This window comes from Arthrobacter sp. NPDC080086, assembly GCF_040702285.1.
Window position 1 is genome coordinate 42297 of sequence record NZ_JBFBKP010000010.1, and the last position, 26402, is coordinate 68698.

The following is a 26402-nucleotide window of genomic DNA, read 5'->3' on the forward strand; positions in this document are numbered from 1 at the left end:
TCGGCGCGTCGATCAACGCGGCGCCGGCTCGGCCAGCAGCGCATCAATGCGCTTGGCCAGTGCCGGATCGCCCGGCTCGACTTTGCTCGGATACACCGCCACCACGCGGCCGTTGCGGTCCAGCAGGTACTTGTGGAAATTCCACTTCGGCGCCTGCCCGGTCTGCGCGGCGAGCCAGGCGTACAGCGGCGAGGCACTCGGGCCCACCACCGCCGTCTTCGAGAACATTGGGAATTTCACGCCATACGTGTTGTAGCAAAACGCGGCGATCTGCTTGCTATTGCCGGGTTCCTGCTCGAAATCGTTGGATGGAAAGCCGAGCACCGTCAGGCCCTTGTCGCGGTATTTTGCGTAGAGCGCTTCCAGGCCTTCGTACTGATAGGTGTAGCCGCAATAGCTGGCCGTGTTGACCACCAGCACCACGCGGCCGGCGTACTGGCAAAGGTCTTGCGGCGCGTCGTCCTGCAGACGTTTGACGCGGAAATTCAGGCTGGCCGGGCACGTGCCACTGCCGGCCGGTGCCGCGGGTTGTGCTGCGGGCGCAGCGGCGTGACCCGTGCGCGGCAGCAGCAGGGCGATGATGGCAATGGCAATCGCAATGGCGATCACCAGCAGATGGTGCCGGCGCAGTACGCCCGACGTATGCCGTGGCAAGGACCTGCGGCGCACAGGGACGATGGCGGAAAACAACATGTCAGGCCTCCGAAAGCTAGCAGTGTGTCGATCCTTTGAGTCTAGGGTATAACGCCGCGGGGCCCGGGCTGCGACACCGGAAGTGCTTTGCGCGCGACACGCCGGACGCCGCTTGTACGCGCCGCGCTTCCTATACTGGAGGGCGCGCTGGCCATCGAGGGGCTCGCTCCCCACAAGACGACGGCCAACCCGTCGATCACATCGCGGACCACCGCGAGGCAACGCGCCAGCGCCCGGCGCACCAAGGGGGTCGCCCAACCCGCGTTGTATTGCGCGGCACCGGCAGGCCTGTTGTGACGAGGAAACGGGCAGACACAGAACTTTGCCCCGGCAAGCCGAAAAACCGGGGCCGGTCAAGCAGGTCTGCTAGAATCCGCCTGCAAATTCAAAGGCTTACCATGCTCTATCCCGAATTGTTCAAGTCGTTGGAAGCGGTCCGCTGGAATATGGAAAAGGATATTCCGTGGGACACGTTTGACGCGTCGCTGCTGACCGACGCACAAGCGCAGACCATCAAGATGAATGCCATCACCGAGTGGTCCGCCCTGCCGGCCACCGAGATGTTCCTGCGTGACAATCGTCACGACTCCGATTTTTCGGCGTTCATGAGCGTGTGGTTCTTTGAAGAACAGAAGCACTCGCTGGTGCTGATGGAGTATCTGCGCCGCTTCCGCCCGGATCTCGTGCCGACCGAAGAAGAGCTGCACAACGTGCGCTTCGAATTCGATCCCGCCCCGCCGCTGGAAACGCTGATGCTGCACTTCTGCGGCGAGATCCGTCTGAACCACTGGTACCGCCGTGCCTCCGAATGGCACACCGAGCCGGTCATCAAGTCGATCTACAAGCATCTGTCGCAGGACGAAGCCCGCCATGGTGGCGCCTACCTGCGCTACATGAAGAAGTACCTCGGCCAGTTCGGCGACAACGCCCGCAGCGCATTCGCCAAGATTGGCGTCCTGATGGCCTCGGCTCGCCGCACGGAAAAGCCGCTGCACCCGACCAACCTGCACGTGAACAAGGCCCTGTTCCCGCAAGATACGGTGCAGTCGCGTCTGCCGAACCCGGATTGGCTTGAGCACTGGCTGGACGAGCAGATCAAGTTCGACGCCGGTTGGGAAAAGAAGGTCATTGAGCGCATCCTGCACAACATGGGCTTGCTGTTCGAGCGCACCTTTGAAACCGTGCAAGACCTGAACCGCTACCGCAAGGAACTCAACGCACGTCTGCTCGGCTCGGCCGGCGCTGAACAAGCGGCCTGATCCTTGCCACTGGCCTGTGCCAAATGCGGCGGCCCATCGATTCGATGGGCCGTTTTGTTTTCCACTCCGATTTTGCTTTCGCCATGACCGTTCGCCAGCCCGCACCCGCCTTCGAACAGAAGATCTGCGACTCCGCTGATGTGGAAGCCCGCGTGCGCGCCCTGCCGCGCCCGTTGGTCTTCACCAATGGCGTGTTCGACATCCTGCATCGCGGCCATGCAACGTATCTGGCGCAGGCGCGTGCGCTGGGTGCTTCGCTGGTGGTGGGCGTGAACACCGATGCTTCGGTGCGCATGCTGGGCAAGGGCGATGATCGCCCGCTCAATACGCAGGATGATCGCCTGGCCGTACTGGCTGCGCTCGAATCGGTGAGCTTAGTGGTGCTGTTTGCCGAGCGCACGCCAGTCGAACTCATCCAGCGCGTGCGCCCCGACATCTACGTCAAGGGCGGCGATTACGACATCGATGCGCTGGAGGAAACGCGCGTGGTGCGTAGCTGGGGCGGCACGGCGCTGGCGATTCCATTCGAGCACGATCGCTCGACCACGGCGCTGCTCAAGCGCGTGCGCGCAAGCTCCTGAGCGGTTAACGCGGTTAACGCGGTTAAGGCGGTTAGCGCGATGCGGTGACGGAGGCGGTGCAGGCGCGCAAGTCGTCTGCGCCGAGGCTCTTCTTGAGCGAGGCCAGTTGGGTCGCGACAGTGGATGCCGCGTCGGCGCTGGCGGTCACGCGCAGCCATGTGCGCGCGGCGCTGCGGCGGGTTTCGGTCAGCACAGCCGTGCGCACATCCTTGGCGCGCAGATCATCGAGCCGCTGCTGCGCGCGCTCCTTGTCGCGGAACAACCCCAGCGACACCACGAACCCATTCCCTTCCTGCACGATGGCCGAGTCGCCCACATTGCGGCGCTTGAGTTCACCAACCTTGCGCTCGGCGTCTTCGCGGGTGTCGCGAGCGGGCATGTGGACCCACCAGCGGCTGTCTTCCTGGCGCGTAATGCGCTCCACTTCAACGCCAGCCAGCGGCTTGAGCTGATCGACGCCACGCGTGGCCTGGGCATCGGTCAGCCCGCCGAGTTCGGTACACGTGCCGGCAGTGTTGGCCGTGGAGAGGGCGGCGCGCTCGATGGAAGTCTGCGTTGCGGAGGCCGCCGGCGTGGAGGCCGGCGCAGCCGCGGGCGCTGCTGCGCCGGGGGCCGGAGCGGGCTCCAGAATGCGAATGTTTTCGGTGCGAATCTGACGGCGCATGCGCTCGGGTTCGCGCTCGCTTTCAAACCAGGCGCTGGGCACATCGGGGCCGAACACGCCCACGTTGGCCGCCAGCAGAACGCCGTTGACGAGCAGCAGAAGCAGCAGGGCGAGGCGAAGCGTCATGGTGCGAACAGGCGTGGATTCGGACGGTGATTCGGAATGCAGGAACACGGCGACAGCAAAACAGCAACAACAGGAGGACGAGAACAGCGGTGGCCTTCAGCCGGGCGGCGCGGCGTCTTCACGGCGCGCGCGCGCCAGCACCTGCAGGCCCAGCAGCACGAGATTATCGTGCATCTGGAACGGCATGCGCAGATGCGGGGCCAGCGCGGTCCGGGCGCCGCCGCTCAGCACGCAGCGTGCCGGGCCGGGGTATTGGGCCTGCAGCATCTGCCACGTCTGCGCAATGGCGCCCGCCTGCGCGGTGATGCAACCGAGCGCGATGGCGTCTTGCGTGTTGTCTGCCCATGGCGGTACGACCACGTCGCGTGTGCTGAGGTAGGCGATGTCCACTTCGGGCAACTGCGCGGTGTTGCGGGAGAGCGCACGCATCATCAGCGTAATGCCCGGGAGGATCAGCCCGCCGGCGAACAGGCCGTCGGGCGTGATGACGTCGAGCGTGGTGGCCGTGCCGGCTGTGACGAGCAGCAGTGCCGTGTCGGGCCACACATGGCGCGCACCGACCGCGCCGACCCATCGGTCCGTGCCCAGTTGGCCAGGTTCGCGATAGCCATTGCGCAGCCCGGCGGTGGCGGCTTCCGATGCGGCGATGCGCACGCGCGCGCCGTCGAACACGCGGGCGATGCGTGCCGTTAGCGCATCGCGCAGCGCGGGGCCGGCCACGGCGCTGATCCACACTTCGGGCGGTGCGACGCCCGTGACATGGCAGTCGCGCCAGTCTTCCACCAGCTCGGCGAGTTGGTCGTGCGTGCGCGCGCCAGCGTGTTGCCAGGGCGCGGCGTCGGGCGCTTCCGGCAGTGCATCGACACCGCTGGCGATCCACGCCCATTTGATGCGTGTGTTGCCGGCGTCGATCAGCAGCAGCGGGCGAGTGGGCACAGCGGGGGCCTTGAGGCGCGTCATGGCTGCTCCGCGTCTGCACTGCGCAGCGATACCTCGCCGCTGTGAATCCACTGCACGCGGCCGCCCGATTCGATGGCCAGCCGGCCATGCGCATCGATGCCGTGCGCCACGCCTTCGAGCACCACGGTGCCGTCTTGCCACAGGCGCACGCGTTCGCCGGCAAACGCATCGCGCGCGGCAAACGGCGCGACGAACGGCGCCAGGCCCTGCGCGCCAAAGCGCTGCAGATGTTCGCCCAGCGACGTGAGCAGCGCCGAGAACACCGCGTTCGGCTCCGGCGTGTCCACGAGTTCTTCGATGCCCGACAGTTCGCGCCCCAGCGTGTCTTCCAGCATGCGCGGGCGCTCCAGGTTCAGGCCGATGCCGGTGACGGCCCAGGTCTGTCCGGGCGCTGCACGCACGGTTTCGACCAGGATGCCGGCGAGCTTGCGCCCGGCGATCAGCACGTCGTTGGGCCACTTGAGCGACAGGGCGTGTGCGCTGCCGCCGTGGCTTTCTGCGTAGGCTGCCACGGCATCGGCCACGGCCACACCGACGGCCAGGCTCAGGCCGCCCAGCTGTGCGGGCTCGCCGGCAAAGGCGCAGGCGACGGAAAAGGTCAGGCCGTGGTCTCCGCTCCATGGACGGCCTTGGCGGCCGCGTCCGGCGGTCTGGTGCTGCGCTGCGAGCACGCGGGCGGCAAGCAAGGGTGCCACGCCTGGGCCGGCAGCGTCGGCAGGCCAGGCGGCGTCGCGCACGGCGGCCATCAGATCGGCGTTGGTCGAGCCGGTGGCTTCCACCACGGCGACCGGCCAGCCGGCAGCGGGGCCGCTGGGTTGGATACGTTCGCGTGACAGGCGCCAGCGGGCGGAGGGTTCTGCGAGAGACATAAAAGCGAGCGATCAGGGTTCGCGCAACAGATGGGCGCATTGTACGAGCGCGGCCTCCAAACCGAGGCACGATGCTTGCGGCAAGCGGCGCATCAGGCCCACAGTGTGACAGCGTCGGGCAGCGCCTTGGCTACAATTCGACCGATATCCGGCATCACCGACCACGGAGCCCCGTTTGATCACCTGCCGTACCCCCCAGCTTGAAGTCCGCCTTGTCGACGGACGCTCCGTCGCCTTTCTCTCCGGCGACTGGACCACGCTTGCGCTGGCCGAGCGGGCTGGGGTGCGCGGCGCGCGGGCGCAAATCCGCGCCGGACTGGACAACGCCAACGCCTGGTGCCTGACCGAAGTCGGCCGTATCGACCACTTTGGCGCGCAACTGCTCTGGCGTGCCTGGGGCAACAAGTGGCCCGAACACCTCGACGCCCGGCCAGACCAGCGCCGCATGATCGACCGCGTGGCCAAGCTCGACCCCGGCGGCTGGAAACAGCGCCTGGCGCCGCGCATCAACCCCGTGGCGATCCTTGGCCGGGGCATGCTCGAATTCTTCGACCACGCCCGCGACGGCATCGCCATGATCGGGCAGTTGATGTTCGACTTCGGGCGCTTTCTGCGCGCGCCGCATCGCGGGCCGTGGCGCGAGATCTCGGCCAATATCTACAGCACCGGCTACAAGGCGCTGGGCATCACGGCGCTGGTGGGCTTTCTGATCGGCATCGTGCTGAGCTACCTGTCGGCCAACCAGTTGCGCGTGTTCGGGGCCAGCATCTTCATCGTCAACATTTTGGGGATGGCCATCATCCGGGAGCTGGGGCCGGTGCTGGCGGCGATTCTGGTGGCGGGGCGCTCGGGCTCGGCCATCACCGCGCAGATCGGGGTGATGCGGGTGACGGAAGAGCTGGATGCGATGCGCGTGATGGGCATCTCGCACGGGTTCCGCCTCATCCTGCCCAAGGTCATTGCGCTGGCGATTGCGATGCCGTTGCTGGTGGCGTGGACGGACCTGCTTGCGCTGGGCGGCGGCATCCTGGCGGCCAAGTTCCAGCTCGACATCAGCCCGACGTACTTCATCACCTCGCTACCCGACGCGGTGCCGGTGGCCAACCTGTGGCTCGGCATTGGCAAGGGCGTGGTGTTCGGCATGCTGATCGCGCTGGTGGCATGCCACTTTGGCCTGCGCATCCAGCCCAACACGCAGAGCCTGGGTGAGGGTACGACCACCTCGGTGGTGGTGTCGATCACCATCGTCATCCTGGCGGACGCGGTGTTTGCCATCCTCTTCAAGGACGTCGGCATATGACGCGACCCCGCCATCCGCACGTCGAGCACACGCAAGCCGCACCGGCCATCACGCCAGCGCGCGAGCGTGTGATTGAGGTGCGCAACGTCACCAAGCGCTACGACAAGGTGACGGTGCTCGACAACATCAGTCTGGACGTATTTCGCGGCGAGGTGCTCTCCATCGTCGGCGGTTCGGGCAGCGGCAAGACCACGCTGCTGCGCCAAGTGGTGGGGCTGGAGAAGCCCACCTCGGGCACGATCCATATCTTTGGCGAAGAGCTGACATGCCAGGTCGGCAACGATTTGCAGTCGATGCGCAACCGGTGGGGCATGCAGTTCCAGCACGGCGCGTTGTTCTCGGCGCTGTCGGTGATCGACAACGTTGCGCTGCCAATGCGTGAGCTGCGCACGCTGCCCGATGCGTTCGTGCAGCGGGTGGCGATGCTCAAGCTGCAGATGGTGGGGCTCAAATCCACCGACGCCGACAAGATGCCGTCGGACCTGTCGGGCGGCATGATCAAGCGCGTGGCGCTGGCGCGGGCGTTGTCGCTGGAGCCCGAGCTGGTGTTCCTGGACGAGCCGACCGCCGGGCTGGACCCGCGCGCGTCGGACGACTACGTCGCGCTCATCCGCGAGCTGCGCCAGGAGCTGGGTTTGACGGTGGTGATGGTCACGCACGATCTGGACACGCTGGTGGCGCTGTCCGACCGCATCGCCGTGCTGGCCGATCGCAAGGTGCTGGCCGCCGCGCCGATCGAGCAGATCATTCAGATCGACCATCCGTTCATCAAGGAATACTTCCTGGGCGAGCGAGGGCAGCGGGCCCTGATGGCATTGGGCCCGCAGATAACGGAAGTGGTGGCGGCCGCCACGCTTGCAGTGCAGGAGGATTGATGGAAAACAAAGCCCACGCATTTCTGGCCGGGCTGTTCACGATCGGGCTGGCGATCTTTGTTGCGCTGGCGGTGATGTGGTTCAACCGCGACCAGACCGTACGCGTGCCGTACGAGGTGGTCACACGTTCCACCGTCAATGGGCTGAACCCGCAGGCCGCCGTGAAGTATCGCGGCCTGGATGTCGGCAAGGTCGACAGCATCCGCTTTGACGACAAGGTGCCGGGGCAGATCGTGGTGCGCGTGCTGGTCGACAAGGATGCGCCCATCACCACTACCACGTACGGCCGGTTGGCTTATCAGGGTGTGACGGGCCTGGCCTATGTGCAGCTCGACGACCGCGGCTTCGACCAAGGCAACGAGGGTGGCCGGCGCGCCCCCAACCCCACGCGCCTGGCCACGTCCGACAGGAACCCGGCGCGTATCCGCATGGAAGCCGGTTTCCTCGATGAACTCGACAAGCGCGGCGACCAGATGTTGTCAAAGCTCGACCAAACGCTGAACTCGCTGTCGATCATGTTTGACGACACGCATCGCCAGCAGATCAGCGATTCGCTGCAGTCGTTCCGGCAGACGATGGACACCTACAACGCGCTCGCCCAGCATGCGGAGCCGACGCTGCGCAAGCTGCCCCAGATCGCCGACAACCTTGACGCGACGCTGGTGTCCACCCGCAAGCTGACGCAATCGCTGTCTGATCCGAAGGGGCCGCTGATGTCGACGCTTTCCGGCGCGGGCACCGATCTGACGGCCGCGACACAGTCGATGCAATCCGCCGCCAATGTGCTGACTTACGAGACGCTGCCGCAGCTCAACGGCTTTGCGCGCGAGGCCCGCCAGGCGGTGCGCGGCTTTGACCACGCGGTCGCCGATTTCAACGCGCGGCCGCAGAGCGTGCTGTTCGGCCCCGCGCCTGGTGTGCCGGGCCCCGGTGAGACCGGCTTTACCGCGCCCGCTGCACGGGCTTCGGCCCAGCCCTGAGGAGATTCCATGCCGATGTTGTCTGTTGTCCTGCGTCGCACACGCCGCTGCACGCTGGCACTGTCCGGGGTGTCCGCGTTGATTGCGCTGGCGGCGTGTTCCAGCGCGCCAGTCGCCCCGACCGCGCTTTACGATTTTGGCCTTGCGTCCGCCACCAGCGGCGGCGCGCGCCTGCCTACTGCCTTGCGTGTGACGGAGGTGGCCGGCCCGGGGTGGATGGACGGTAACGCCATCTTCTACCGCCTGGCCTATGCGCAAGGCCAGCGTACCAATGCGTACGCCAACAGCCGCTGGGTCGAGTCGCCCGTGAACCTGTTCGATGCACGCCTGCGTAATGCGGCGGCCGCGCGCGGGCAGGTGGTCAGCTATGCCGCACCGGACGTGCCGTCCCTGCGGGTCGAACTGGTGGATTTCTCCCAGGTGTTCGACCGGCCGGATGCGAGCCGGGGTGTGGTGCGCCTGCGGGCAACGGTGTTCCAATCGCGTGGGGTGATCGACCAGCGTGTGGTGCAAGCCGATGCGCCTGCGCCCAGTACGGACGCCGCCGGCGGGGTGGTTGCGCTCACGCAGGCGTCTGACAAGGCCATCGGCGAGGTGCTCGACTGGGTGGCGGGCTTGCCGCTGGGTGCGGCGGTGCAATCCGGCGCGCACCGACGCTAACGCCCTCCGTCGGATGGGGGAACCAACCGTGATGTGCGGCATCGGACGCTATCATGGGCGCGCTTCTTCTGAACCCGTCCGTTCCTCCTTCCAGACGACTCGCAGCGCCCTCCGGTGACGGACCTCCACTCGCAACCCGCCGTACCTGCCCCGCATCGCCACTCGCCGCTTGCTCGCGTCGGGCTGGGGTGGTTCGTGCTGCTGGTCATCTACGCCAGCCTGTATCCGTTTGCCGGGTGGACGGACACAGGCGTGTCGCCATTTGCCTTCCTGACCGCGCCGCTGCCCCGCTACAACACCGGCTTCGACCTGATGACCAACGTGTGGGGCTACATGCCGCTGGGCATGCTGACGGTGCTGGCGGTGCATCCGCGCATCACGGGCTGGCGCGCGGTGCTGCTGGCGCTGCTCGCCGGGTTGCTGCTCTCGGGCGCCATGGAAGCGATTCAGACCTACCTGCCCACACGTATTTCTTCCAACGTGGATCTCGCGACGAACACGATCGGTGCGCTGTTGGGCGGGATTGTCATGGCGCCGTTTGCCGGGCGGCTGATCGATCGCGGTGGCCTGCGGCGTGTACGCAAGCACTGGTTCGAGCCGCATGCCACGTTTGCGATTCTGTTGCTGCTGCTGTGGCCGTTCGCGCAGACGTTTCCGCAGGAGTTCCTCTTCAGCATGGGCGGGGTGGTGCGCAGCATGCTGCTGGATCCGTCGCCGGATGCGTTCCTGACCGGCGTGATCCACAACTGGTTTCCCGATCTGTTCGACTGGCACGATCAGTTGCAAGCGCACCCCGAGGCGCTGCAGCGGCAGGAGTTGCTGGAAGCCCTCATCACCGCCTGCAGCTGGGTCGGCACGGCACTGCTGGCCACGGTGACCATGCGCCGTGGGGCGCCTATGTTGCCGCTGCTGGCCGCGCTATTGACCAGCACGCTGCTGCTGAAGGCCGGCGCGACGCTGCTGCAGTTTCCGTTGGCGGGGGCGTGGGATTGGCTCTCGTCCGGCGCGCGCTTTGGGCTCGTGGTCGGCTCGCTCGTCCTGGTGTTGCTGGTGCGCCTGCCGCGCTGGCTGCGAGGCGGGCTGGCGATGACGCTGCTGATCGCGCTGATCGTGCTCTCTAACGTGCTGCCGCCGAGCCCGTATTCTTGGGTGTCGGCGCAAGCCTGGCGGCTGGGGCGCTTCGTGCATTTCAACAGCCTGTCGCAGTGGATCGGCTGGCTGTGGCCGTTCCTGGGTCTGGGCTACCTTGTCTGGCGCGCCGAGCAGACGCATCTGCAGCGGCGCGCCGGACGTCAGGCGCGCTGAGTCTGTACCACCGGAGGCACCGCTTGCGGTGACGCCACGCGGCGCACGATCAGCACGGCGGCCAGTGCTGCAATGTACATCGCCGCCATGGCGAAAAAACCCGAGCGCCAGCCGAAGAGCCCGGTGGAGGCAGCTGCCACGCCCAGCCCAATGAGCGCGCCGCCCTTGGCTGCACTGCTGCACAGCCCCAGGGCGAAACCTTGGCGTTCTGGGGGGCTGGTTTCGGCGACAAGGCTGTTCATGACCGGCAGCAAGCCGCCCAGGCAGACGCCCCAAGCCAGGCGTGCCGCAATGAAGCCGACCTCGCCCTGCGCAAAACCTTGCCACAGTGCGGTCACCCCGCACACGGCCGTCAGCATGCCCACACGGCCGAGCGTGGCATGCACCGGCAACCCCGCGAAGCGCTTCGCCCACCAGCGCGCCGACAACGCCAGCGTGGCCGCCGTGGCGCTATAGGCGAGGCCTGCCAGCATGACCGAGCCATGGAGCGTCTCGGTGATGTATGGCGCGAGAAAACCCTGCGGCATGACGCGCGCCGCCTGCACGGCCACGGTGCCCAGCAGCAGGCCGATGACGAGCCCGCCCAGCGGCGCGTGCTGCGTGACGGATGCGTCCGCCGTCGGGTCGGGTGTCTCTCGTGGGCGGGGTGGCACCGAAGGCAAACACAGCATCGCCAGCGGAATGCACGCCAGGATGAGGACGGCACCCGCCGTGTTGGCCATCCGAAAGCCCATCCACGCAACGAGCCACGCACCCACCGGCGGTGCCATGAAGCTGCCGCAGGCCGTGACGGTTTGCAGGTCGGCGAAGACGCGTCGGCGCATGTCGGCCGGCGCCACGCGCATGGCATAGATCTGCGCGGCGGCCAGGAAGCCGGCCAGCCCGCCTTGCACCGTGCGCGCCAGCAGCACGCTGGCGGCGGAATCCGCATAGACCGACCACAACTGGGACGCCGCCAACGCCACCAACGCCCGCAGGATCATCGGCTTGGCGCCCACGCGGTCAGCCAGTCGTCCCCACCAGGGCGCCGTCAGCAGTGTGGCGGCCATCGGCGCAAAGTAGGCCGCGCTGGCCACCCACGCGAACGGCACATGCGGCACCGGCGTCAATTCGCGCAGGAAGAGCGGCCAGAACGGGCCGGTCATCTCCATTGCGCCCATCGACAGTGCCTGAATGATGAGCAGCCAGCGAATGGCGCTACGCCACGAGTCGGCACGCGTGGCTGAGCTCATGCCGTGGCCACCGCAGCCAATGGATTCGGCAACGCGGCATGCATGTCGTCGGACTGGTCGCGCAGGCGCATGCGCACGAAGGTCTTGAACGTCCACGGCGCTTCGAGCAGCGCGTGACGCTCGTGCGCCCACGTGTCGGCATCCATGACGGTGCGGCTGGCGTCGAACGCAGCGTGCATGGCGTCATGCCACTGGCGCAGGCCCGCTGTGCTGCCGTGGTCCGGGAAGAGTGCCAACGCCAGCTCGCCGATATGGCACAGCAGGAACGCGTGAATCAGCTTCTTGCGCGGGATGTCGCGGTCCGGGTACGTGGTGTGTCCGGCGCGGAATGGGTCGATGGAGAAGCCTTGCGCTTGCAACGCCGGCAAGGCGATCTTCACGTCGCCAAAGTCGCGCACCACCAGCCGCACCGGCATGCCGGCTTCATCGATGACGACGAAGGTGTTCTGCTGATGCGCCTCCAACGCAATGCCATAGCGCAGATACAACCCGACGACGGCCGGAATGGCAACGCGCAGGTACGCTGCAAAGAAGCGCGAGGCACGTTCCGCGCGGGTGCCGCCAGCCTGGCGCGCAAGCACGGTGTCGAGCAGCATGGGCGCGGCAGGTTGCGTCATGTCGGTGGTGAAATCCGGCGTGAACAGCGCACCCACGGGCAGCAACCGCTGCTTGCCGGCGATGCGGGTGGTGGGGTTGTCGCGCACGATCATCGACAGGTGGCGCGCTCGCTCGTCTTCAGTGCCCGCCAAGTGGATGCCGTGGCGCTCCGGCACGATCGACAGCACCGCCGCCAGCGCAGTGTCGGCCGCGAGGATGCCCTCAAGCAGCGCGCTCACGCGTGGGCCCATCACAGCGGATTTGGGCGACACGGTGCGCTCCACGCTGGTGAGCCGCATGCTCACAGGCAACTTCAGCATTGGGCCGCCCGGCGCGTCGGTCGCCGCCACGGTGCGGAACGACATGGTCGGCCGTGCGGGGATGGTGATCTCGGGCAGCAGAATCAGTTCGCCTGCCTTCAATTCATCGGCGAAGGTCTCGCCCAGTGTCGTGTCGCGCTGCCACGGGTGGACGGGCAGCGGCAGCCACGCTTCGGGCGCCAGCTGACGTGCCAGCAAGGCCTTGCGGAACGCCCGCATGGCGTCGGGGAAGGTGGATGCAAACCAGGCAGCGTAGGGTTGCACGCCCGCCATCGTGGTCACTTGCAGGCGATGCGCAGCCACGGCCACCAGTCCGATGGGCACCTGCGCCTCAAACTCCGGCGACAGCGCAATCACCTGATCGGGTGACAGTCCCATCCGTGTCTTGTAGGCCGGGTGCCAGGGGTGGCCGCCGGTGCCCCATTGCTCGGTGCGGGCCAGGGCGTGTGGTGTGCCATCGCCGGTGAGCAGGGCCAGCGCGTCTTGCGCCACCGACGCGCCATGTTCTGCGGCCAGTTGCTCACCCCAGGCCAGTCGATAGGCCTGGCATAGCGTGTCGTTGTCCTGGCTGTTGTCCAACTCGGCCGACAACCGCGCAATGGCGGTCAGGCGCGAGACGTCTGTCGCGTCGCCGGTCTCCAGCATTGGCGACAGCCAATGGAGCAAGGTGGAAGGCCGATCGATGGACGCCGGTGGCCGATCGTGCGCGAGCACCGCCACGTCGCCTGTCAGCGTCCAGCTGCCGAGTGCACCCGCACGCAAGCCCGTAAAGCGCAAGAGCACGCGCTGCTGCCAGATGGGCAATAGCGTGACATCGGCGCGGGTATCGGGGATCAACTGGCCGGGGCTGAGCAGTGCTTCACGAAACAAGGCTTGCAGCAAGCGCGACAGCACGCGGCGCCGTGCCAACTGCTGCGCGGCAGACCAGTGGGTCGCGCGTACGCCAGCGCTCTGCAGGGCCGGAATCGATTCAAAAACAGGGTTGCCGGCCGCGGCGGCGATGGGCGGATGAGCGACGGGGTCAGCTTGACGTTGCATGAGAGGGCTCCTACGGGGATCAGCATGGGCAGGCGAGCGGGGGCTCGCTCCTGCGGCACAGGGATCTGATGTAGGGGCCGCTCGACAGGGCAGTCGGGCGATGTGCTAGGCACGGATGCGGTGGAGCACGCCATGCCGGCGGCTATCCGCGATTTGTTGCGATGCAGTGTAGATGAGAATTCCTCTCATTTGCAACAATACTCCATCAAACGGGAGGGGTTGCGTGACACGGCCGACAGGCGCCGTCTTCACGCAACCGACATGAATCCTTTCTACCTTAGCGCCTGACCCCGCCCCCCAACACCCTCAACAGGTAGAGAAGATGACCTCCAAGAGCCGCCGTGGTTTTCTCCGTTCCGCCGCCCAACTGGCTGCCGCGTCTGCGGCCATGGGCGCGGTGCCCGAAGGCATTCGCCAGGCGCTGGCGATTCCCGCCCATAACGCGCACCGCAGTATCGAAGACGTGCAGCACATCGTCATCCTCATGCAAGAGAACCGCTCGTTCGACCACTACTTCGGCACGCTCAAGGGCGTGCGCGGGTATGGCGATACGCGCACCGTCACGCTGCCCACCGGCAAGAGCGTGTGGCACCAGCCGCTGGCCGGTGGCGTGGGCGAGGTGCTGCCGTTCCGTCCAAGCGCACCGGATCTTGGCCTCCAGTTCCTGCAAGACCTGCCGCACGGCTGGAACGATACGCACCTCGCCGTCAACGATGGCCGCTACGACGGCTGGGTCCCGCACAAGGGCACTACGACGATGGCCTACCTGACGCGCCAGGACATCCCGTTCCACTACGCGCTGGCCGACGCTTTCACCATCTGCGACGCCTACCATTGCTCCACGCCCACCTCCACCGATCCGAACCGCTACTACATGTGGACGGGCTACGTCGGCAACGACAACGTCGGCGGCGGCCCGGTGATCGACAACGCGGAAGCCGGCTACGGCTGGTCGACGTATCCGGAAGTGCTCGAAGCCGCCGGCATCTCGTGGAAGATCTACCAGGACATCGGCACCGGCCTGGACGCCGCCGGCTCCTGGGGCTGGACGAGCGACGCCTACATCGGCAACTACGGCGACAACGCGCTGCTGTACTTCAAGCAATATCAGAACGCACAGCCCGGCACTCCGCTGTACGACAAGGCGCGCACCGGTACCAACGTGTCGGCCGGCGACGGTTACTTCGATGTCCTCAAGCGCGACGTGCAGAACGGCACGCTGCCGCAGGTCTCGTGGATTGCCGCGCCGGAAGCCTTCTCCGAGCACCCGAACTGGCCGGCCAACTACGGCGCCTGGTACATCGACCAGGTCCTGCAGATCCTCACCTCCAACCCCGAGGTGTGGAGCAAGACGGCGGTGTTCATCACCTACGACGAGAACGACGGCTTCTTCGACCACCTCGTGCCGCCGTTTGCTTCGTCGGGCAGCAATGGCCTGTCGACGGTGGACACCACGGGCGAATATTTTCCGGGCAACAGCAAGTACGGCGCCGGTAGCTACGGCCTAGGCCAGCGCGTGCCGATGCTGGTGGTGTCGCCGTGGTCCAAGGGCGGCTTCGTGTGCTCGGAAACGTTCGACCACACGTCGATCATCCGCTTTATCGAGCAGCGCTTTAAGCGCACGCATCACGTCAAGTCGCCGAACATTTCGAAGTGGCGCCGCGCGGTGTGTGGTGATCTGACATCCGCGTTCAACTTCGTCACGCCCAACGAGGTGGTGCCCACGCTGCCGAGCACCGCCGCCTACGTGCCGAAAGACAAGCTTCGCCACGCCGACTACGTGCCGTTGCCCCCGCTGGTGCAGGCGGTACCGAAGCAGGAAGCCGGCGTGCGCCCGTCGCGCGCGCTGCCGTACGAACTGTTCGTGCGCGGTCGCCAGGACGAAGCCGCCGGCAAGTTCCAGCTCGACTTTGTGAACACCGGGGATGTGGGCGCTGCCTTTATCGTCTACACGGCTGGCAGCACGGATGCACCGCGCACCTACACGGTGGAGGCGGGCAAGCGCCTGTCGGACAAGCTGGCCGTGAACGCCGGTGGCGCGTACGACTTTACCGTGCACGGCCCGAACGGCTTCCTGCGCCGCTTTGTCGGCAAGCTCACGCTGTCGGGCCTGCTGCGTCCGCATGGCCGCGCGCTGGAGGTGAAGGAGGGCTATGACGTCGCCAACGGCAACCTGCAACTGCGCCTGATCAACCACGGCCGCGCGTCCACTGTCTTCACCATCAAGAGCGCCTACACCGGCGAGAGCGTGCAGCGCGAAGTGCGCGGCGGTGACGATGCCTCGGTGTACCTGGACCTGCGTGCCCAGCACGCCTGGTACGACCTGACCGTCACGGCCAGCACCGATGCCGGTTTCGAGCGTCGCTTGGCCGGCCATGTGGAGACCGGCCGCGCCAGCGCGTCCGACCCGGCGCTCGGCGCGTAAACGACAGACCCCCGACGCGGCACCAAGCAGAACGGCCCGCTGACTGCAACGTCAGCGGGCCGTTTTTTATCGATGATGCCGATGCGGCGTCAGATGTGCCGCACGTAGGTGCGCGCCTGATACAACGCCAGCGCGCTCAATGCAACGATCATCACCGTCGCCAGCACGTCTGCATACGGATAGCCCCAGAAGCTGCTCATTGCTTGCTCTCCTTCGGTGGTGGGTTAGATCAACCCGGTTTCAGCCATCCGCTGACGGCCGAAATCGGTGAGGACGTAGCGGAAGTGCACCTTGCCGGTGGCGTCGTCGAGCGTGTCTTCGGGCGCTTGCACGAGGCCGCCTGAGTACAGGTCGGCAAGGGTGGCGCGGATGCTGCCCATCCAGTAATCGCTTTCGGGTTTGTTGTAAGCGATGCAGGTGCGGTGGGCGATCTCGCTGTCCCACAGGGCATCGCCGTTGGCGAGCAGTTGCAGGATGAAGCCCTTCATGTGCAGGTTCATGCGGGGGTCTCCGTGGTTGTGGCAGCAGGTGCTGCACCGCGAATCACTTCCATGTTTTCCGAGCTTTCCGACACCATCACGAAGCCGCCAAAGATCACCAGCGCCAGCCCGATGAGGAAGTACCACTGCGGAAACTGCAACGTGAAGAGGGCCGTGAAGAGGGTGGCGAACATCGCATAGAACGCGCCCAGCGCCTGTCCGCGCCCCACGCCGATCAGCGGGAACGACTTGTACCAGGCCACCGCGCAGAACGCGAAGGTGAGGCCGCCTGCTGCCAGCCACAGCAGCGCCTTGCTGTGCGCGATGCCGGAGACGATGTCCATCACCGGCACCGGCACGTGCGCAAACAGCGCGATGGCCGGCAGCACGAAGATGACCCAGAAGATGGCCTCGGCCGTATAGCGGATCGACACACCGCAATCGGGGTCGGTCACGTCCATGGCGCGGCCGACGATGGCGCCTTCCAGCCCCCAGCCGATGGCCGCCATGGCGCCGCCCAGGTAGCCGATCCACTGGTGGCTGCTGGTGTGCGATTCCGTCATCAGTGCCGGTGCGTAGATCGCCACGCCGCCGCCAATGATGATGAGAATGCCTACCGCCGCCCGCGCACTGATGCGCTCGTTGTACCAAAGCTTGGCCACCGTGGCGCCCACCACCGGATACAGCAGGCCCGCGACTGCCGCGAACACCGCGCCCACGTAGCCCATGGCCAGATACGAGCCGAAGTTGGCCATCAGCCCGCCGGCAATCGCGGCAATGAAGTACCAGCGCGAAATCTTGCGGAACTGCCCCATGGTGCGGAAGTAGTCGCCCAGTTTGCCGAGCGCAGCCAGCCATACCCACTGGAACAGCATCACCAGCGCGCTGTTGAACGCCGTAATGACGGCTGCACAAACCAGGAACACATGCGGATCGGACAGATCGAGCGAGGCGAATGGCGACTCGTGCCAGACGGCGGTGCCCGGCACGTACCAGGCGCCCCACAGGATGGCCGCCCACAGTGCCCAGCGGTAGCCCCACTGGAGTGTGTGTTTGTGATGTGCCGCGCGAGCGGCGGAGGATGAAGCCAAACCGATCTCCTTGTTCTGTGCGCCGCAGGCGAAAGCCTGGTGACGTTTAAGTTACTGGAGGTGTATAAATTAACTAACAGTTCTTCGGAGTCTATGCCGGCCCTCCAGACGTGCCGGAAAAAGTCGCAACGATTGACGGGATTGTCAGAAGTTGACGTCTGTGACGTCAGGTAACGGTGGCGACTAGGACGCGCCCGTTTCGGGCACCGTGTCGACCACGGTAATCAGATGCAGCGGCGCTTCGGTGGCAGGATCGCGCGCCAAGGAGGTGGTGACGCGCACCGGCACCGCCGATCCATCGCCGCGTACCAATTGCAGCGTGAGCGCATACGCGGGCATCGTTCCAGCGAGCAATTCGCCGTATTGGCGCAGGTGGCGGGCGAGGTCATCGCGGTGCGTGAGGTCGAGCAGCGTGCGTTGCTGCAGCGCTGTTTCCGGCTGCCCCAGCAGTCGGCAGAGCCACGGGTTGGCGCGCAGGCAGCGACCCTCCAGGCTGACCTGCGCGATGCCGACCGGCGCCTGTTCGAACAACGTGCGCAGCTTGGCTTCGCTGTCGCGGAAAGCGGCTTGCGCTTCCACCTCGGCGGTGATGTCCTGCGCCGCGCCAATCATTGTGGGCGTGGCCGCTGTCGGGTCCTGCACCTCGCCTTCCTCACGAAGATGGCGACGCGTGCCGTCAGGCAGGGTGATGGTGTATTCCATGCGATACGGTTGGCGCGTGGCGACGGCCTGGTCCAGTACGGCCTGCACGCGGGCGCGATCGGCGGGCACGATGGCGTCGAGATAGCGCGCCATCGTCACCGGCGTGGACTGCGGCGCCCAGCCGAAGATGCGGTAGGCCTCGTCCGTCCAGCGGCAGGCATCGCTACCGGGTTCCCAGATCCAACTGCCCAGGTGGGCGATCTGCTGCGCCTTGGCAAGCAGCGCCTCCGAATCGCGCAGCGCGGCTTCGGCCGTGTGGCGCTCGGTGGTATCCAGGCTCAGGCCGATCATCTTGACCGGCCGATCTTGCGCGTCGCGCACGAGCGTGGCGCGCGAGACGATCCAGCGCACCGCATCCGGCGCCACCGCAATGCGAAATTCATGCGCGTAGACGCCGCCTGTCGCCAGGTTTTGCGCAATGGCTGCCTGCACGCCGGGCACGTCTTCGGGCAGCACGCACTGCCAGAAATCTTCCAGGGTACGGATCGGCCGGCCGAACAGGCGCGCGGCATTCGGCGAATACGCCACTGCATCGGTCAGCAGGTTCCACTCCCACGTGACCACGCCGGAGATCTCCTGCGCGAAGGTCATGCGCGCCTCGCTTTCCATGATGGCGGCCAGGTGCTTCTGGCGGCCTTCGCGGGCGCGAGTGTCGGTGCTCAGGTTGGCTTCCAGGTCGGCCAGGGCGCGGTCGCCATAGCGTAGCCAGAGCCAGTTCACGTTCAGAAAGCGCGCCAACGCAAGCAGATTGGCGTACTCGATCTCGCCGCCGCGCGTCCACTTATGCACCGCCGAGGGCGACACGCCCAGCGCCGCTGCCACCTGCTTGAGCTGGATGCGGCCGCGCGTCAGCACGCTCTTGAGGCGGCCGGCAAAGCTGTCGTCATCGAGCGCGCCGTCGGGCGGCGGAAGTGCTGCAGCGGTCATGGAGCGGAATTGACTGGAAGTGATTCGCGACAGTATAGCGCGCCAAAAATAGCAAAAATTTATCGAATACTCTGATTGTTAGGTCTTAACGATTGGCCTGAGGCAACTAATTTTTCCTAGACTAGTCCATAATTCTCTAAAGGTAAATAAAAACACCAACAGTGAATTTATGGGTCGCCGCACCGAATGACGCCTGCCAAGGCGCTACGGTGTCGGTATTTCGGGCGCCGTCTTCTTTGAGCGCCAGCCATCCACAGGGGTACTGGATATGACGCAAGCTTCCCTTTCCACCGATTTCCGTTCCACCACGCTGGCTCCCCGTCTTGATCTCTATATCGACGGCCAGTGGGTGCAGCCCGAAGGCGGCGTGTACCGCGACATCGTCGATCCCGCCACCGAAAACGTCCTGACGCAGGCCGCCGACGCCTCCGTGGCCGATGCGCAGCGCGCCATTGCCGCTGCCCGCCGCGCATTTGAAGACGGCCCGTGGCGCCAGACCGGCACGCGCGAGCGCGCCCGCCTGCTCAACCGCATTGCCGACGCGATCGACGCCGACGCCGAGAACCTCGCCACGCTCGAATCGCTGAACACCGGCAAGACCATCATTGAAAGCCGCTGGGACATGGACGGCATTGCCGCCACGTTCCGTTACTTTGCAGGGCTGGTTGCCACTGAGTCTGGCCTCGTCAACGAGGCGCCGTCGCATGTCATCAGCCGCACGCTGCGCGAGCCGGTGGGCGTGTGCGGCCTGATCACGCCGTGGAACTACCCGCTGCTGCAAGCCGCGTGGAAGATCGCGCCGGCGCTGGGCGCGGGCAACACCGTCATCATCAAGCCGAGCAACCTGACGCCGCTGACCACGCACCGCTTTACCGAGCTGCTGATTGAAGTCGGCGTGCCGCCGGGCGTGTTCAACCTCGTCATGGGCGCGGGCGAAGCCGGTGCCGAGCTGTCGCGCAATCTGGATGTGGATCTCGTCTCGTTCACGGGCGGTGCCGTTGCCGGCGCGGCCGTCATGAACGCGGCCATCGGCAACTTCAAGAAGATCGGCCTGGAACTGGGCGGCAAGAACCCGAACATCATCTTCGACGATGCGGATTTCGACGCCGCTGTCGATCAAGCAGTGAACGCTGCGTTTTTCCACGCCGGGCAGGTGTGCTCGGCGGGTTCGCGCCTGATGCTGCAAGACGGCATCCACGACCGCTTTGTCGATGCGCTGGTCGAGCGTGTGAAGCGCATCCGCTTGGGCAACGGGTTTGAAGAGGGCACGCAGATGGGCCCCGTGCAATCGGCTTTCCAGCGCCAGAAGATCATCAACATGGTGCAAGCCGGTGTGGCCGAAGGCGCGGTGCTGCGCTGTGGCGGCAAGGCGCCGGAAGGCAAGCAATTCGAGCGCGGCTTCTGGCTGGAGCCAACCGTGCTGGCCAACGTGCGCGACGACATGAAGATCGCCACCGAAGAAATCTTCGGCCCGGCACTCACCATTGAGCGCTTCTCCACCGAAGAAGAAGCCGTGCGCCGCGCCAACAACACGCCGTTCGGCCTGGCCGGCGCTGTGTGGACGCGCGATCTGGACCGCGCCAACCGCGTTTCGCGCGCACTGCGCTTTGGCACGGTGTGGGCCAACGACTATCACCCATACTTCCCCGAGGCACCGTGGGGCGGCTACAAGGCCAGCGGCATCGGCCGCGAACTCGGCCGCGGCGGCCTGGACGAGTACACCGAACTCAAGCACAGCTACATCAACCTCGCACCGGCCCCGCTGAACTGGTTTGGCGCCGACGCTAAGTAAGAACGGGAGGGCATGTTTTGACGACGAACACCGTACAGGAATACGACTACATCATCGTGGGCGCGGGCTCGGCTGGCTGTGTGCTGGCCGCGCGCCTGACCGAAGACCCCGATGTGACCGTGCTGCTGCTCGAAGCCGGCGGCCCAGACCACCGCTGGGACTTCCGCACGCAGATGCCGGCCGCACTGGCCTATCCGCTGCAGGGCACGACGTACAACTGGGCCTACGAAACCGAGCCCGAGCCGCACATGAACAACCGCCGCATGGCGCAGGGGCGCGGCAAGGGGCTGGGTGGCTCGTCGCTCATCAACGGCATGTGTTTCATTCGCGGCAACGCAATGGACTATGAGCGTTGGGCGAGCGACTTCCAGCTCGAGGACTGGACCTACGCCGACTGCCTGCCGTACTTCCGCAAATCGGAAACGTACGACAAGGGTGCCAACGACTGGCACGGCGATTCCGGCCCGTTGCAGGTCACCACGCCCAAGCAGGACAACAGCCTGCTGTTCCACGCCTTCATCGAAGCCGGTGAGCAGGCCGGCATTCCGGCCACCGATGACCTGAACGGCTATCGCCAGGAAGGCTTGGGACCGATGGACCGCACCGTGACAGCCAAGGGCCGCCGCGCCAGCACGTCGCTCTGCTATCTGGATACCGCGCGCAAGCGTTCCACGCTGACGGTGCTGCCGCGCGTGCTGGCCGATCGCGTGATCTTCGAAGGCAAGCGTGCCGTGGGCGTGGAAGCGCTGATGGATGGCCACCGCGAAACGTGGCGCGCACGCCGTGAGGTGATCGTCACCAGTGGCGCCATCGCCTCGCCGCAGTTGCTGCAACGCTCGGGTGTGGGCAATGCGGACGAGCTGCGCGCGATGGGCATCCACTCGGTCGCGCATCTGCCCGGCGTGGGCGAGAACCTGCAGGACCATCTGGAGATGTACATCCAGTATGAATGCCTGCGCCCGGTGTCGATCTATGAATCGACGCTCTGGTACAACAAGCCGAAGGTTGGCCTGGAGTGGTACATGAACGGCACCGGCCCCGGCGCCAGCAACCACTTCGAGGCGGGCGGCTTCATCCGCAGCGACGACAGCTTCGAGTGGCCGAACATCCAGTACCACTTCCTGCCGCTGGCCGTGAATTACGACGGCAGCAACCCGGTGAAGATGCATGGCTTCCAATGCCACGTGGGTTCGATGCGTTCGCCGTCCACGGGGTACGTGAAGCTTGCCTCGCGCGACCCGCGTGACAAGCCGCGCATCCTGTTCAACTACATGGCACACGATGTGGACTGGCGCGAGTTCCGTGCTGGCGTGCGCATCACGCGTGACATCATCGCGCAACGTGCGTTCGATCAGTACCGCGGTCGCGAGATCAGCCCCGGCCCGAGCGTGCAGACGGATGCCGAGATCGATGCTTTCGTGCGCCATCACGCCGAAACCGCGCTGCACCCGTCCTGCACCTGCAAGATGGGCACGGCCGATGACCCGATGGCTGTGGTCGATAACGAAGGCCGCGTGCACGGGCTCGACGGCTTGCGCGTGGTGGATGCGTCGATCATGCCGCGCATCGTCACTGGCAACCTGAACGCGCCGACCATCATGATGGCCGAGAAGATCGCCGACCGGATTCGCGGCGTGGCACCGCTCGCGCGTTCGGATGCAGCGTTCTATGTGCATGGCAAATCGCCGCTGCAGGCGCCGGCCAAGCCGTTGGTCGCCAGCGAACTGGTGACGGTGTAATGCGCTGGCGCAAGGTCGCGACGATGCTGGGCGGGGCGGCGGCGTGCGCTGCCGCGCTGCCTGTGCATGCCGACGAGGCAGCGGCCGGCGATGAGAAGCGCTGGTCGGCCAACGCCTCCGTCGTCTCGCAATACGTGTCGCGCGGCTTGCGCCAGACATGGGGCAAGCCTGCGTTGCAAGCCGGCGCGGATTACACGGCGCCGAGCGGCTTCTACGCCGGCGTGTGGGGTTCGCAGGTGAGCGACCACGTCATTGCAGGCGGTCATGCCGAGATCGACACCTACCTCGGCTATGCCACCACCGTCGTGCATGACATCGAGTTGACCACAGGGCTCTACCGCTACTGGTATCCCGGCGCGCGCTACGACAAGGCCGTCGGCGGCGGCCCCGCCACCGGTTATGACTACACGGAATGGATGGTCGGTGCCGGCTGGCGCGGCGTCTCAGTCAGGCTGTGGACCACGCTGTCGAACTATTTCGGCTTTGACGGCAATGCGCTGGCCGACGGTATCGACAAAGGCAGCCGTGGGTCGACGTATGCCGAGGCCAACTGGGCCGTGCCATTGCCCAACGATTTCACGCTCGGCCTGCACGTCGGGCACGAACACGTGCGCAACCACAGCGCGTTCGGCTTCACCGACTACCGCATCGAAGTCTCGCGGCCCATCAACAAATTTCTGACACTGTCCGCCGCCTTCACGGGTGCGGATGCGCCAGCCTATGCGCATCAGCTTTCGGCGCGCAACGGCACCGATCGCATGACGCTCGGTCGGCGCACGATCGCGCTCAAGCTGACGGCGACGTACTGAGCGGCAAACGACAGCGTCCTTCCTGCAACCCCTTTCTCCACAACCTTCGCTCCGAGAGCAACACACCATGGCCTCCCTGGGTTTTACCGACGTTGTCGGTCTGGTCGGCGTCGCCGCATACGTCTCAGCACACTTTGGTGTGCAGGTCCTGCACAAGCCGCCGACCGGCGCATTTGCCGTTCGCCTCAACCTGCTTGGACCTGCCTGCATCCTGATTTCGCTGATGGGCTCGTTCAACCTTGCGTCGTTCCTCACGCAATTCTTTTGGCTGGCACTGACGCTGATGGGCTGGTGGCGGAACAAGCAGGCAGGGCGTCCGGTGGCGGAACCTGCCAGTGCGCCGCGTCCGGGGCAGCCGGTGCAACCCTAACCTTGGGGTTTGCCAACTCAAGACCGCGCCTATGAGCGCGGTTTTTTTTTTGCACGACCGTGCTGCCTCGCAAAGGCTTTGCGTGGTGGTTGTCGCACATTCCAAGGGGAAAAGATCGTCTGGCGGTCAATTGTTGATAATTTGGGAACAGTTTTTTCGTGTAATGGTCATTTATCCATGTAATGCAACGATCTATTCTGATCTCAAGCGCAACGAACTGAGCGCAACCGAACATCTAGGCCACAAGGAGCCCATCATGAACACCCGTCTCGCATCCGCTTTCTCCCGTCGCAGCCTGCTGGCCTTGGTGGCCATGGTTTCCGCCTCCGCTGCACTGCTGTCGGCCCACCCTGCAATGGCTGCCGTGCAAGGCAACGCCGATCCGTACACGCAAGGTGCTGTCGCCAAGGCCGACCCTTATACCGATGGCGCAGCCAAGGCTGACCCGTACACGGACGGCGCCGCAGCCAAGTTCGACCCGTACACCCAGGGCGCCGACCGCCAAGCCGACACCTATGGCTACCTGTCGTGGAACGGTGACAAGACCTACCCGCGTGACCCGTACACCCAAGGCGCTGACCGCCAGGCCGATACCTACGGTTACCTGTCGTGGAGCGGCGACACCTCGTATCCGAAGGACGCAGCTTCGCGCGCCTGATCGAGGCGCACCAAAGCAAAAGGGCCTTGGGGTTCAACCCAAGGCCCTTTTTGTTTGTACCGAGCTTTGCCGCGATCAGACCACGCCGGCTTCGTGTGCCTGCTGATCGGCGTGATACGAGCTGCGCACCATCGCGCCCACGGCGGCGTGCGTGAAGCCCATCTCGTAGGCTTTCTCTTCGAACATCTTGAAGGTATCCGGGTGCACGTAGCGCAGCACCGGCAGGTGATGGCCCGACGGCGCCAGGTATTGGCCGATGGTCAGCATGTCGATGTCGTGCTCGCGCATGTCGCGCATGACTTCCAGGATTTCCTCATCGGTTTCGCCCAGGCCGACCATCAGGCCGGACTTGGTCGGCACGTTCGGGTTGCGGGCCTTGAAGTCCTTCAGCAGCTTGAGCGAGTGCGCGTAGTCCGCACCCGGGCGGGCCTGCTTGTACAGGCGCGGCACCGTTTCGAGATTGTGGTTCATCACGTCCGGCGGGCATGCCTGGAGGATGTCCAGCGCCTTTTCCAGGCGGCCGCGGAAGTCGGGCACCAGCACTTCGATACGCGTGGCAGGCGACAGCGCGCGCGTACGCGAGATGCAATCGACGTAATGCTGCGCGCCGCCATCACGCAAGTCGTCGCGGTCGACGCTGGTGATGACGACGTAATTGAGCTTGAGCTCGGCAATGGTCTTGGCCAGGTTTTCCGGCTCGTTCACATCGAGCGGGTCCGGGCGGCCGTGGCCGACATCGCAGAACGGGCAGCGGCGCGTGCACTTGTCGCCCATGATCATGAACGTGGCCGTGCCCTTGCCGAAGCACTCGCCGATGTTCGGGCAGCTGGCCTCTTCACACACCGTCACGAGGTTGTTGGCGCGCAGGATGTCTTTGATCTCGTAGAAGCGCGAGTTGCCGGTGGCGGCGCGCACGCGAATCCAATCCGGCTTCTTCAGCTTCTCGGCCGGCACGATCTTGATGGGGATGCGTGCCGTCTTGTCGAGCGACTTCTGCTTGCGGGTGGCGTCGTACGGTTCGTTCGACGGAGTGGCGGTCACAGTGGCGCCGGTGGCGGAATCGGTCATCGTGTTCTCCGCGTGCGCTTGTGACACACGCTTGGGTCTGCTGCTTGCCGGACACTAGGCGGTAGCGGTCTCGGCGGCTTGCGCTTGCGCGCGTTGCTGCAATTGGGCGACCAGCGCATTGGCCAGTACGCGGGAAACGGGTTGCCAGTCGGATGCATCGACCGCGCGCCCGGACGCATCGTGGGCACCCGCGGTCACCATATCGACGGTTTCCAGGCCGGCATAGCCACACGGGTTGATCTGCGTGAAGGGCGAGAGGTCCATCGCCAGGTTCAGGCTCACGCCGTGGTAGCTGCAGCCGTTGCGGATCTTCAGCCCCAGCGCGGCAATCTTGGCGCCTTGGTGCGGCCCGTTCGACAGGTAGATGCCGGGGGCACCAGCCTTGCGTTCGGAGGCGACATTATACGTGGCGAGTGTCTCGATGACGGCCGCTTCGATCGCGTCGACCAGCGCCTTCACGAACAGCCCACGGCGGCGCAGATCCAGCAAAAGGTACGCGACGACTTGGCCGGGGCCGTGGTAAGTGATCTGCCCGCCACGGTCGACTTTCACCAACGGGATGTTGCCGGGGGCCAACAGATGTGCCGGATCGCCCGCCAACCCAAGCGTGAACACCGGCGGGTGTTCGACCAGCCAGATCGTGTCGGGGGTGTCGGGACCGCCGGGTTTGTTGCGGTTGGCGGTGAAGGTCTGCATTTCGTCGAAGCACGCGGCGTAGTCCTGCAAACCGCGTTCGACGATGTCAATCGGAATCATGCCCGCGAGTGTAGCGCAGGGCTGCCGACATCGCCTCGGCGCCTTTGCCCGCTTCGCTCGCAGGGTTGCGCAAAAAACGATGCCGGCACGATGGAAGGCATCGCGCCGGCAGCGGGCTTTTGCGCGC

At 65.7% G+C, this 26402-nt stretch carries 24 protein-coding genes; 13 read left to right on the forward strand and 11 right to left on the reverse strand.

Annotated features, from left to right (window positions below; all coding sequences use genetic code 11):
- Positions 1–12: 12 nt before the first annotated feature.
- Positions 13–693: a glutathione peroxidase gene (locus AB0305_RS06040; protein WP_366172108.1), complete on the reverse strand. Its 681-nt coding sequence runs from the start codon at positions 691–693 to the stop codon at positions 13–15.
- Positions 694–1091: 398 nt separating this feature from the next.
- Here AB0305_RS06040 and AB0305_RS06045 point away from each other — a divergent pair, with 398 nt between their 5' ends.
- Complete coding sequence (locus AB0305_RS06045) at positions 1092–1952, forward strand: hypothetical protein (protein WP_366172110.1); 861 nt, start codon at positions 1092–1094, stop codon at positions 1950–1952.
- A gap of 23 nt (positions 1953–1975) precedes the next feature.
- The gene (gene rfaE2, locus AB0305_RS06050; protein WP_366172112.1) at positions 1976–2533 is read left to right on the forward strand and encodes a D-glycero-beta-D-manno-heptose 1-phosphate adenylyltransferase; all 558 of its coding nucleotides are present in this window, start codon (positions 1976–1978) and stop codon (positions 2531–2533) included.
- 31 nt (positions 2534–2564) lie between these two features.
- Here rfaE2 and AB0305_RS06055 read toward each other — a convergent pair whose 3' ends face one another.
- The 3 genes from AB0305_RS06055 to AB0305_RS06065 are packed head-to-tail and all read right to left on the reverse strand — an operon-like array spanning position 2565 to position 5152.
- Positions 2565–3371 (reverse strand): SPOR domain-containing protein, encoded by an 807-nt coding sequence (locus AB0305_RS06055; protein WP_366172114.1) that lies wholly within the window; start codon positions 3369–3371, stop codon positions 2565–2567.
- A gap of 48 nt (positions 3372–3419) precedes the next feature.
- On the reverse strand, positions 3420–4283 hold the full coding sequence (locus AB0305_RS06060; RefSeq protein WP_366172116.1) for a type III pantothenate kinase: 864 nt from the start codon (positions 4281–4283) through the stop codon (positions 3420–3422).
- Positions 4280–5152 (reverse strand): biotin--[acetyl-CoA-carboxylase] ligase, encoded by an 873-nt coding sequence (locus tag AB0305_RS06065; RefSeq protein ID WP_366172118.1) that lies wholly within the window; start codon positions 5150–5152, stop codon positions 4280–4282. Before AB0305_RS06065 ends, AB0305_RS06060 begins: the two co-directional genes overlap by 4 nt.
- A gap of 175 nt (positions 5153–5327) precedes the next feature.
- Between AB0305_RS06065 and AB0305_RS06070 the strand changes: the two genes are divergently transcribed.
- From AB0305_RS06070 to AB0305_RS06090, 5 genes are all read left to right on the forward strand, one after another.
- Positions 5328–6452 carry an ABC transporter permease gene (locus AB0305_RS06070; protein ID WP_366172120.1) on the forward strand — a complete coding sequence of 375 codons (1125 nt, stop codon included), beginning with the start codon at positions 5328–5330 and terminating at the stop codon, positions 6450–6452.
- Positions 6449–7327 (forward strand): ABC transporter ATP-binding protein, encoded by an 879-nt coding sequence (locus AB0305_RS06075; protein WP_366172122.1) that lies wholly within the window; start codon positions 6449–6451, stop codon positions 7325–7327. The genes AB0305_RS06070 and AB0305_RS06075 overlap by 4 nt, the downstream gene beginning before the upstream one ends.
- Positions 7327–8307, forward strand: coding sequence for an MlaD family protein (locus tag AB0305_RS06080; RefSeq protein WP_366172124.1), 981 nt, complete (start codon positions 7327–7329; stop codon positions 8305–8307). Before AB0305_RS06075 ends, AB0305_RS06080 begins: the two co-directional genes overlap by 1 nt.
- A gap of 9 nt (positions 8308–8316) precedes the next feature.
- Positions 8317–8967 carry an ABC-type transport auxiliary lipoprotein family protein gene (locus tag AB0305_RS06085; protein WP_366172126.1) on the forward strand — a complete coding sequence of 217 codons (651 nt, stop codon included), beginning with the start codon at positions 8317–8319 and terminating at the stop codon, positions 8965–8967.
- 195 nt (positions 8968–9162) lie between these two features.
- Positions 9163–10272: a VanZ family protein gene (locus tag AB0305_RS06090; RefSeq protein ID WP_366172128.1), complete on the forward strand. Its 1110-nt coding sequence runs from the start codon at positions 9163–9165 to the stop codon at positions 10270–10272.
- Here AB0305_RS06090 and AB0305_RS06095 read toward each other — a convergent pair.
- Positions 10260–11504: a rhizoferrin export MFS transporter gene (locus tag AB0305_RS06095; RefSeq protein WP_366172130.1), complete on the reverse strand. Its 1245-nt coding sequence runs from the start codon at positions 11502–11504 to the stop codon at positions 10260–10262. The two genes, AB0305_RS06090 and AB0305_RS06095, sit on opposite strands and share 13 nt — an antisense overlap.
- A complete protein-coding gene (locus AB0305_RS06100; RefSeq protein WP_366172132.1) occupies positions 11501–13459 on the reverse strand; it encodes an NRPS-independent rhizoferrin synthetase in 1959 nt (652 codons plus the stop codon). Before AB0305_RS06100 ends, AB0305_RS06095 begins: the two co-directional genes overlap by 4 nt.
- 322 nt (positions 13460–13781) lie before the next feature.
- On the opposite strand from AB0305_RS06100, the gene AB0305_RS06105 reads away from it, so the two are divergent.
- Entirely contained in the window at positions 13782–15884 is a 2103-nt protein-coding gene (locus AB0305_RS06105) for a phosphocholine-specific phospholipase C (protein WP_366172134.1), read from the forward strand.
- 224 nt (positions 15885–16108) lie between these two features.
- On the opposite strand, the gene AB0305_RS06110 is transcribed toward AB0305_RS06105, so the two are convergent.
- From AB0305_RS06110 to AB0305_RS06120, 3 genes are all read right to left on the reverse strand, one after another.
- Positions 16109–16384 (reverse strand): hypothetical protein, encoded by a 276-nt coding sequence (locus AB0305_RS06110; RefSeq protein WP_366172136.1) that lies wholly within the window; start codon positions 16382–16384, stop codon positions 16109–16111.
- Entirely contained in the window at positions 16381–17454 is a 1074-nt protein-coding gene (locus AB0305_RS06115) for a DMT family transporter (RefSeq protein ID WP_366172138.1), read from the reverse strand. Before AB0305_RS06115 ends, AB0305_RS06110 begins: the two co-directional genes overlap by 4 nt.
- Before the next feature lie 183 nt (positions 17455–17637).
- Entirely contained in the window at positions 17638–19083 is a 1446-nt protein-coding gene (locus AB0305_RS06120; RefSeq protein ID WP_366172140.1) for a PAS domain-containing protein, read from the reverse strand.
- Between the two features lie 268 nt (positions 19084–19351).
- Here AB0305_RS06120 and AB0305_RS06125 point away from each other — a divergent pair, with 268 nt between their 5' ends.
- The 5 genes from AB0305_RS06125 (at position 19352) to AB0305_RS06145 (ending at position 24451) form a co-directional block, all read left to right on the forward strand.
- The gene (locus AB0305_RS06125; RefSeq protein WP_366172142.1) at positions 19352–20875 is read left to right on the forward strand and encodes an aldehyde dehydrogenase family protein; all 1524 of its coding nucleotides are present in this window, start codon (positions 19352–19354) and stop codon (positions 20873–20875) included.
- 17 nt (positions 20876–20892) lie between these two features.
- On the forward strand, positions 20893–22614 hold the full coding sequence (gene betA / locus AB0305_RS06130) for a choline dehydrogenase (protein WP_366172144.1): 1722 nt from the start codon (positions 20893–20895) through the stop codon (positions 22612–22614).
- Positions 22614–23423, forward strand: a complete 810-nt coding sequence (locus tag AB0305_RS06135; RefSeq protein ID WP_366172146.1) for a TorF family putative porin — start codon at positions 22614–22616, stop codon at positions 23421–23423. The genes betA and AB0305_RS06135 overlap by 1 nt, the downstream gene beginning before the upstream one ends.
- 67 nt (positions 23424–23490) lie before the next feature.
- Positions 23491–23793, forward strand: coding sequence for a hypothetical protein (locus AB0305_RS06140; protein WP_366172148.1), 303 nt, complete (start codon positions 23491–23493; stop codon positions 23791–23793).
- Between the two features lie 256 nt (positions 23794–24049).
- Positions 24050–24451, forward strand: coding sequence for a hypothetical protein (locus AB0305_RS06145; RefSeq protein WP_366172150.1), 402 nt, complete (start codon positions 24050–24052; stop codon positions 24449–24451).
- A gap of 75 nt (positions 24452–24526) precedes the next feature.
- Here AB0305_RS06145 and lipA read toward each other — a convergent pair whose 3' ends face one another.
- Positions 24527–25519, reverse strand: coding sequence for a lipoyl synthase (gene lipA, locus AB0305_RS06150; protein WP_366172152.1), 993 nt, complete (start codon positions 25517–25519; stop codon positions 24527–24529).
- 54 nt (positions 25520–25573) lie between these two features.
- Entirely contained in the window at positions 25574–26275 is a 702-nt protein-coding gene (gene lipB / locus AB0305_RS06155) for a lipoyl(octanoyl) transferase LipB (RefSeq protein ID WP_366172154.1), read from the reverse strand.
- Between the last annotated feature and the right edge of the window lie 127 nt (positions 26276–26402).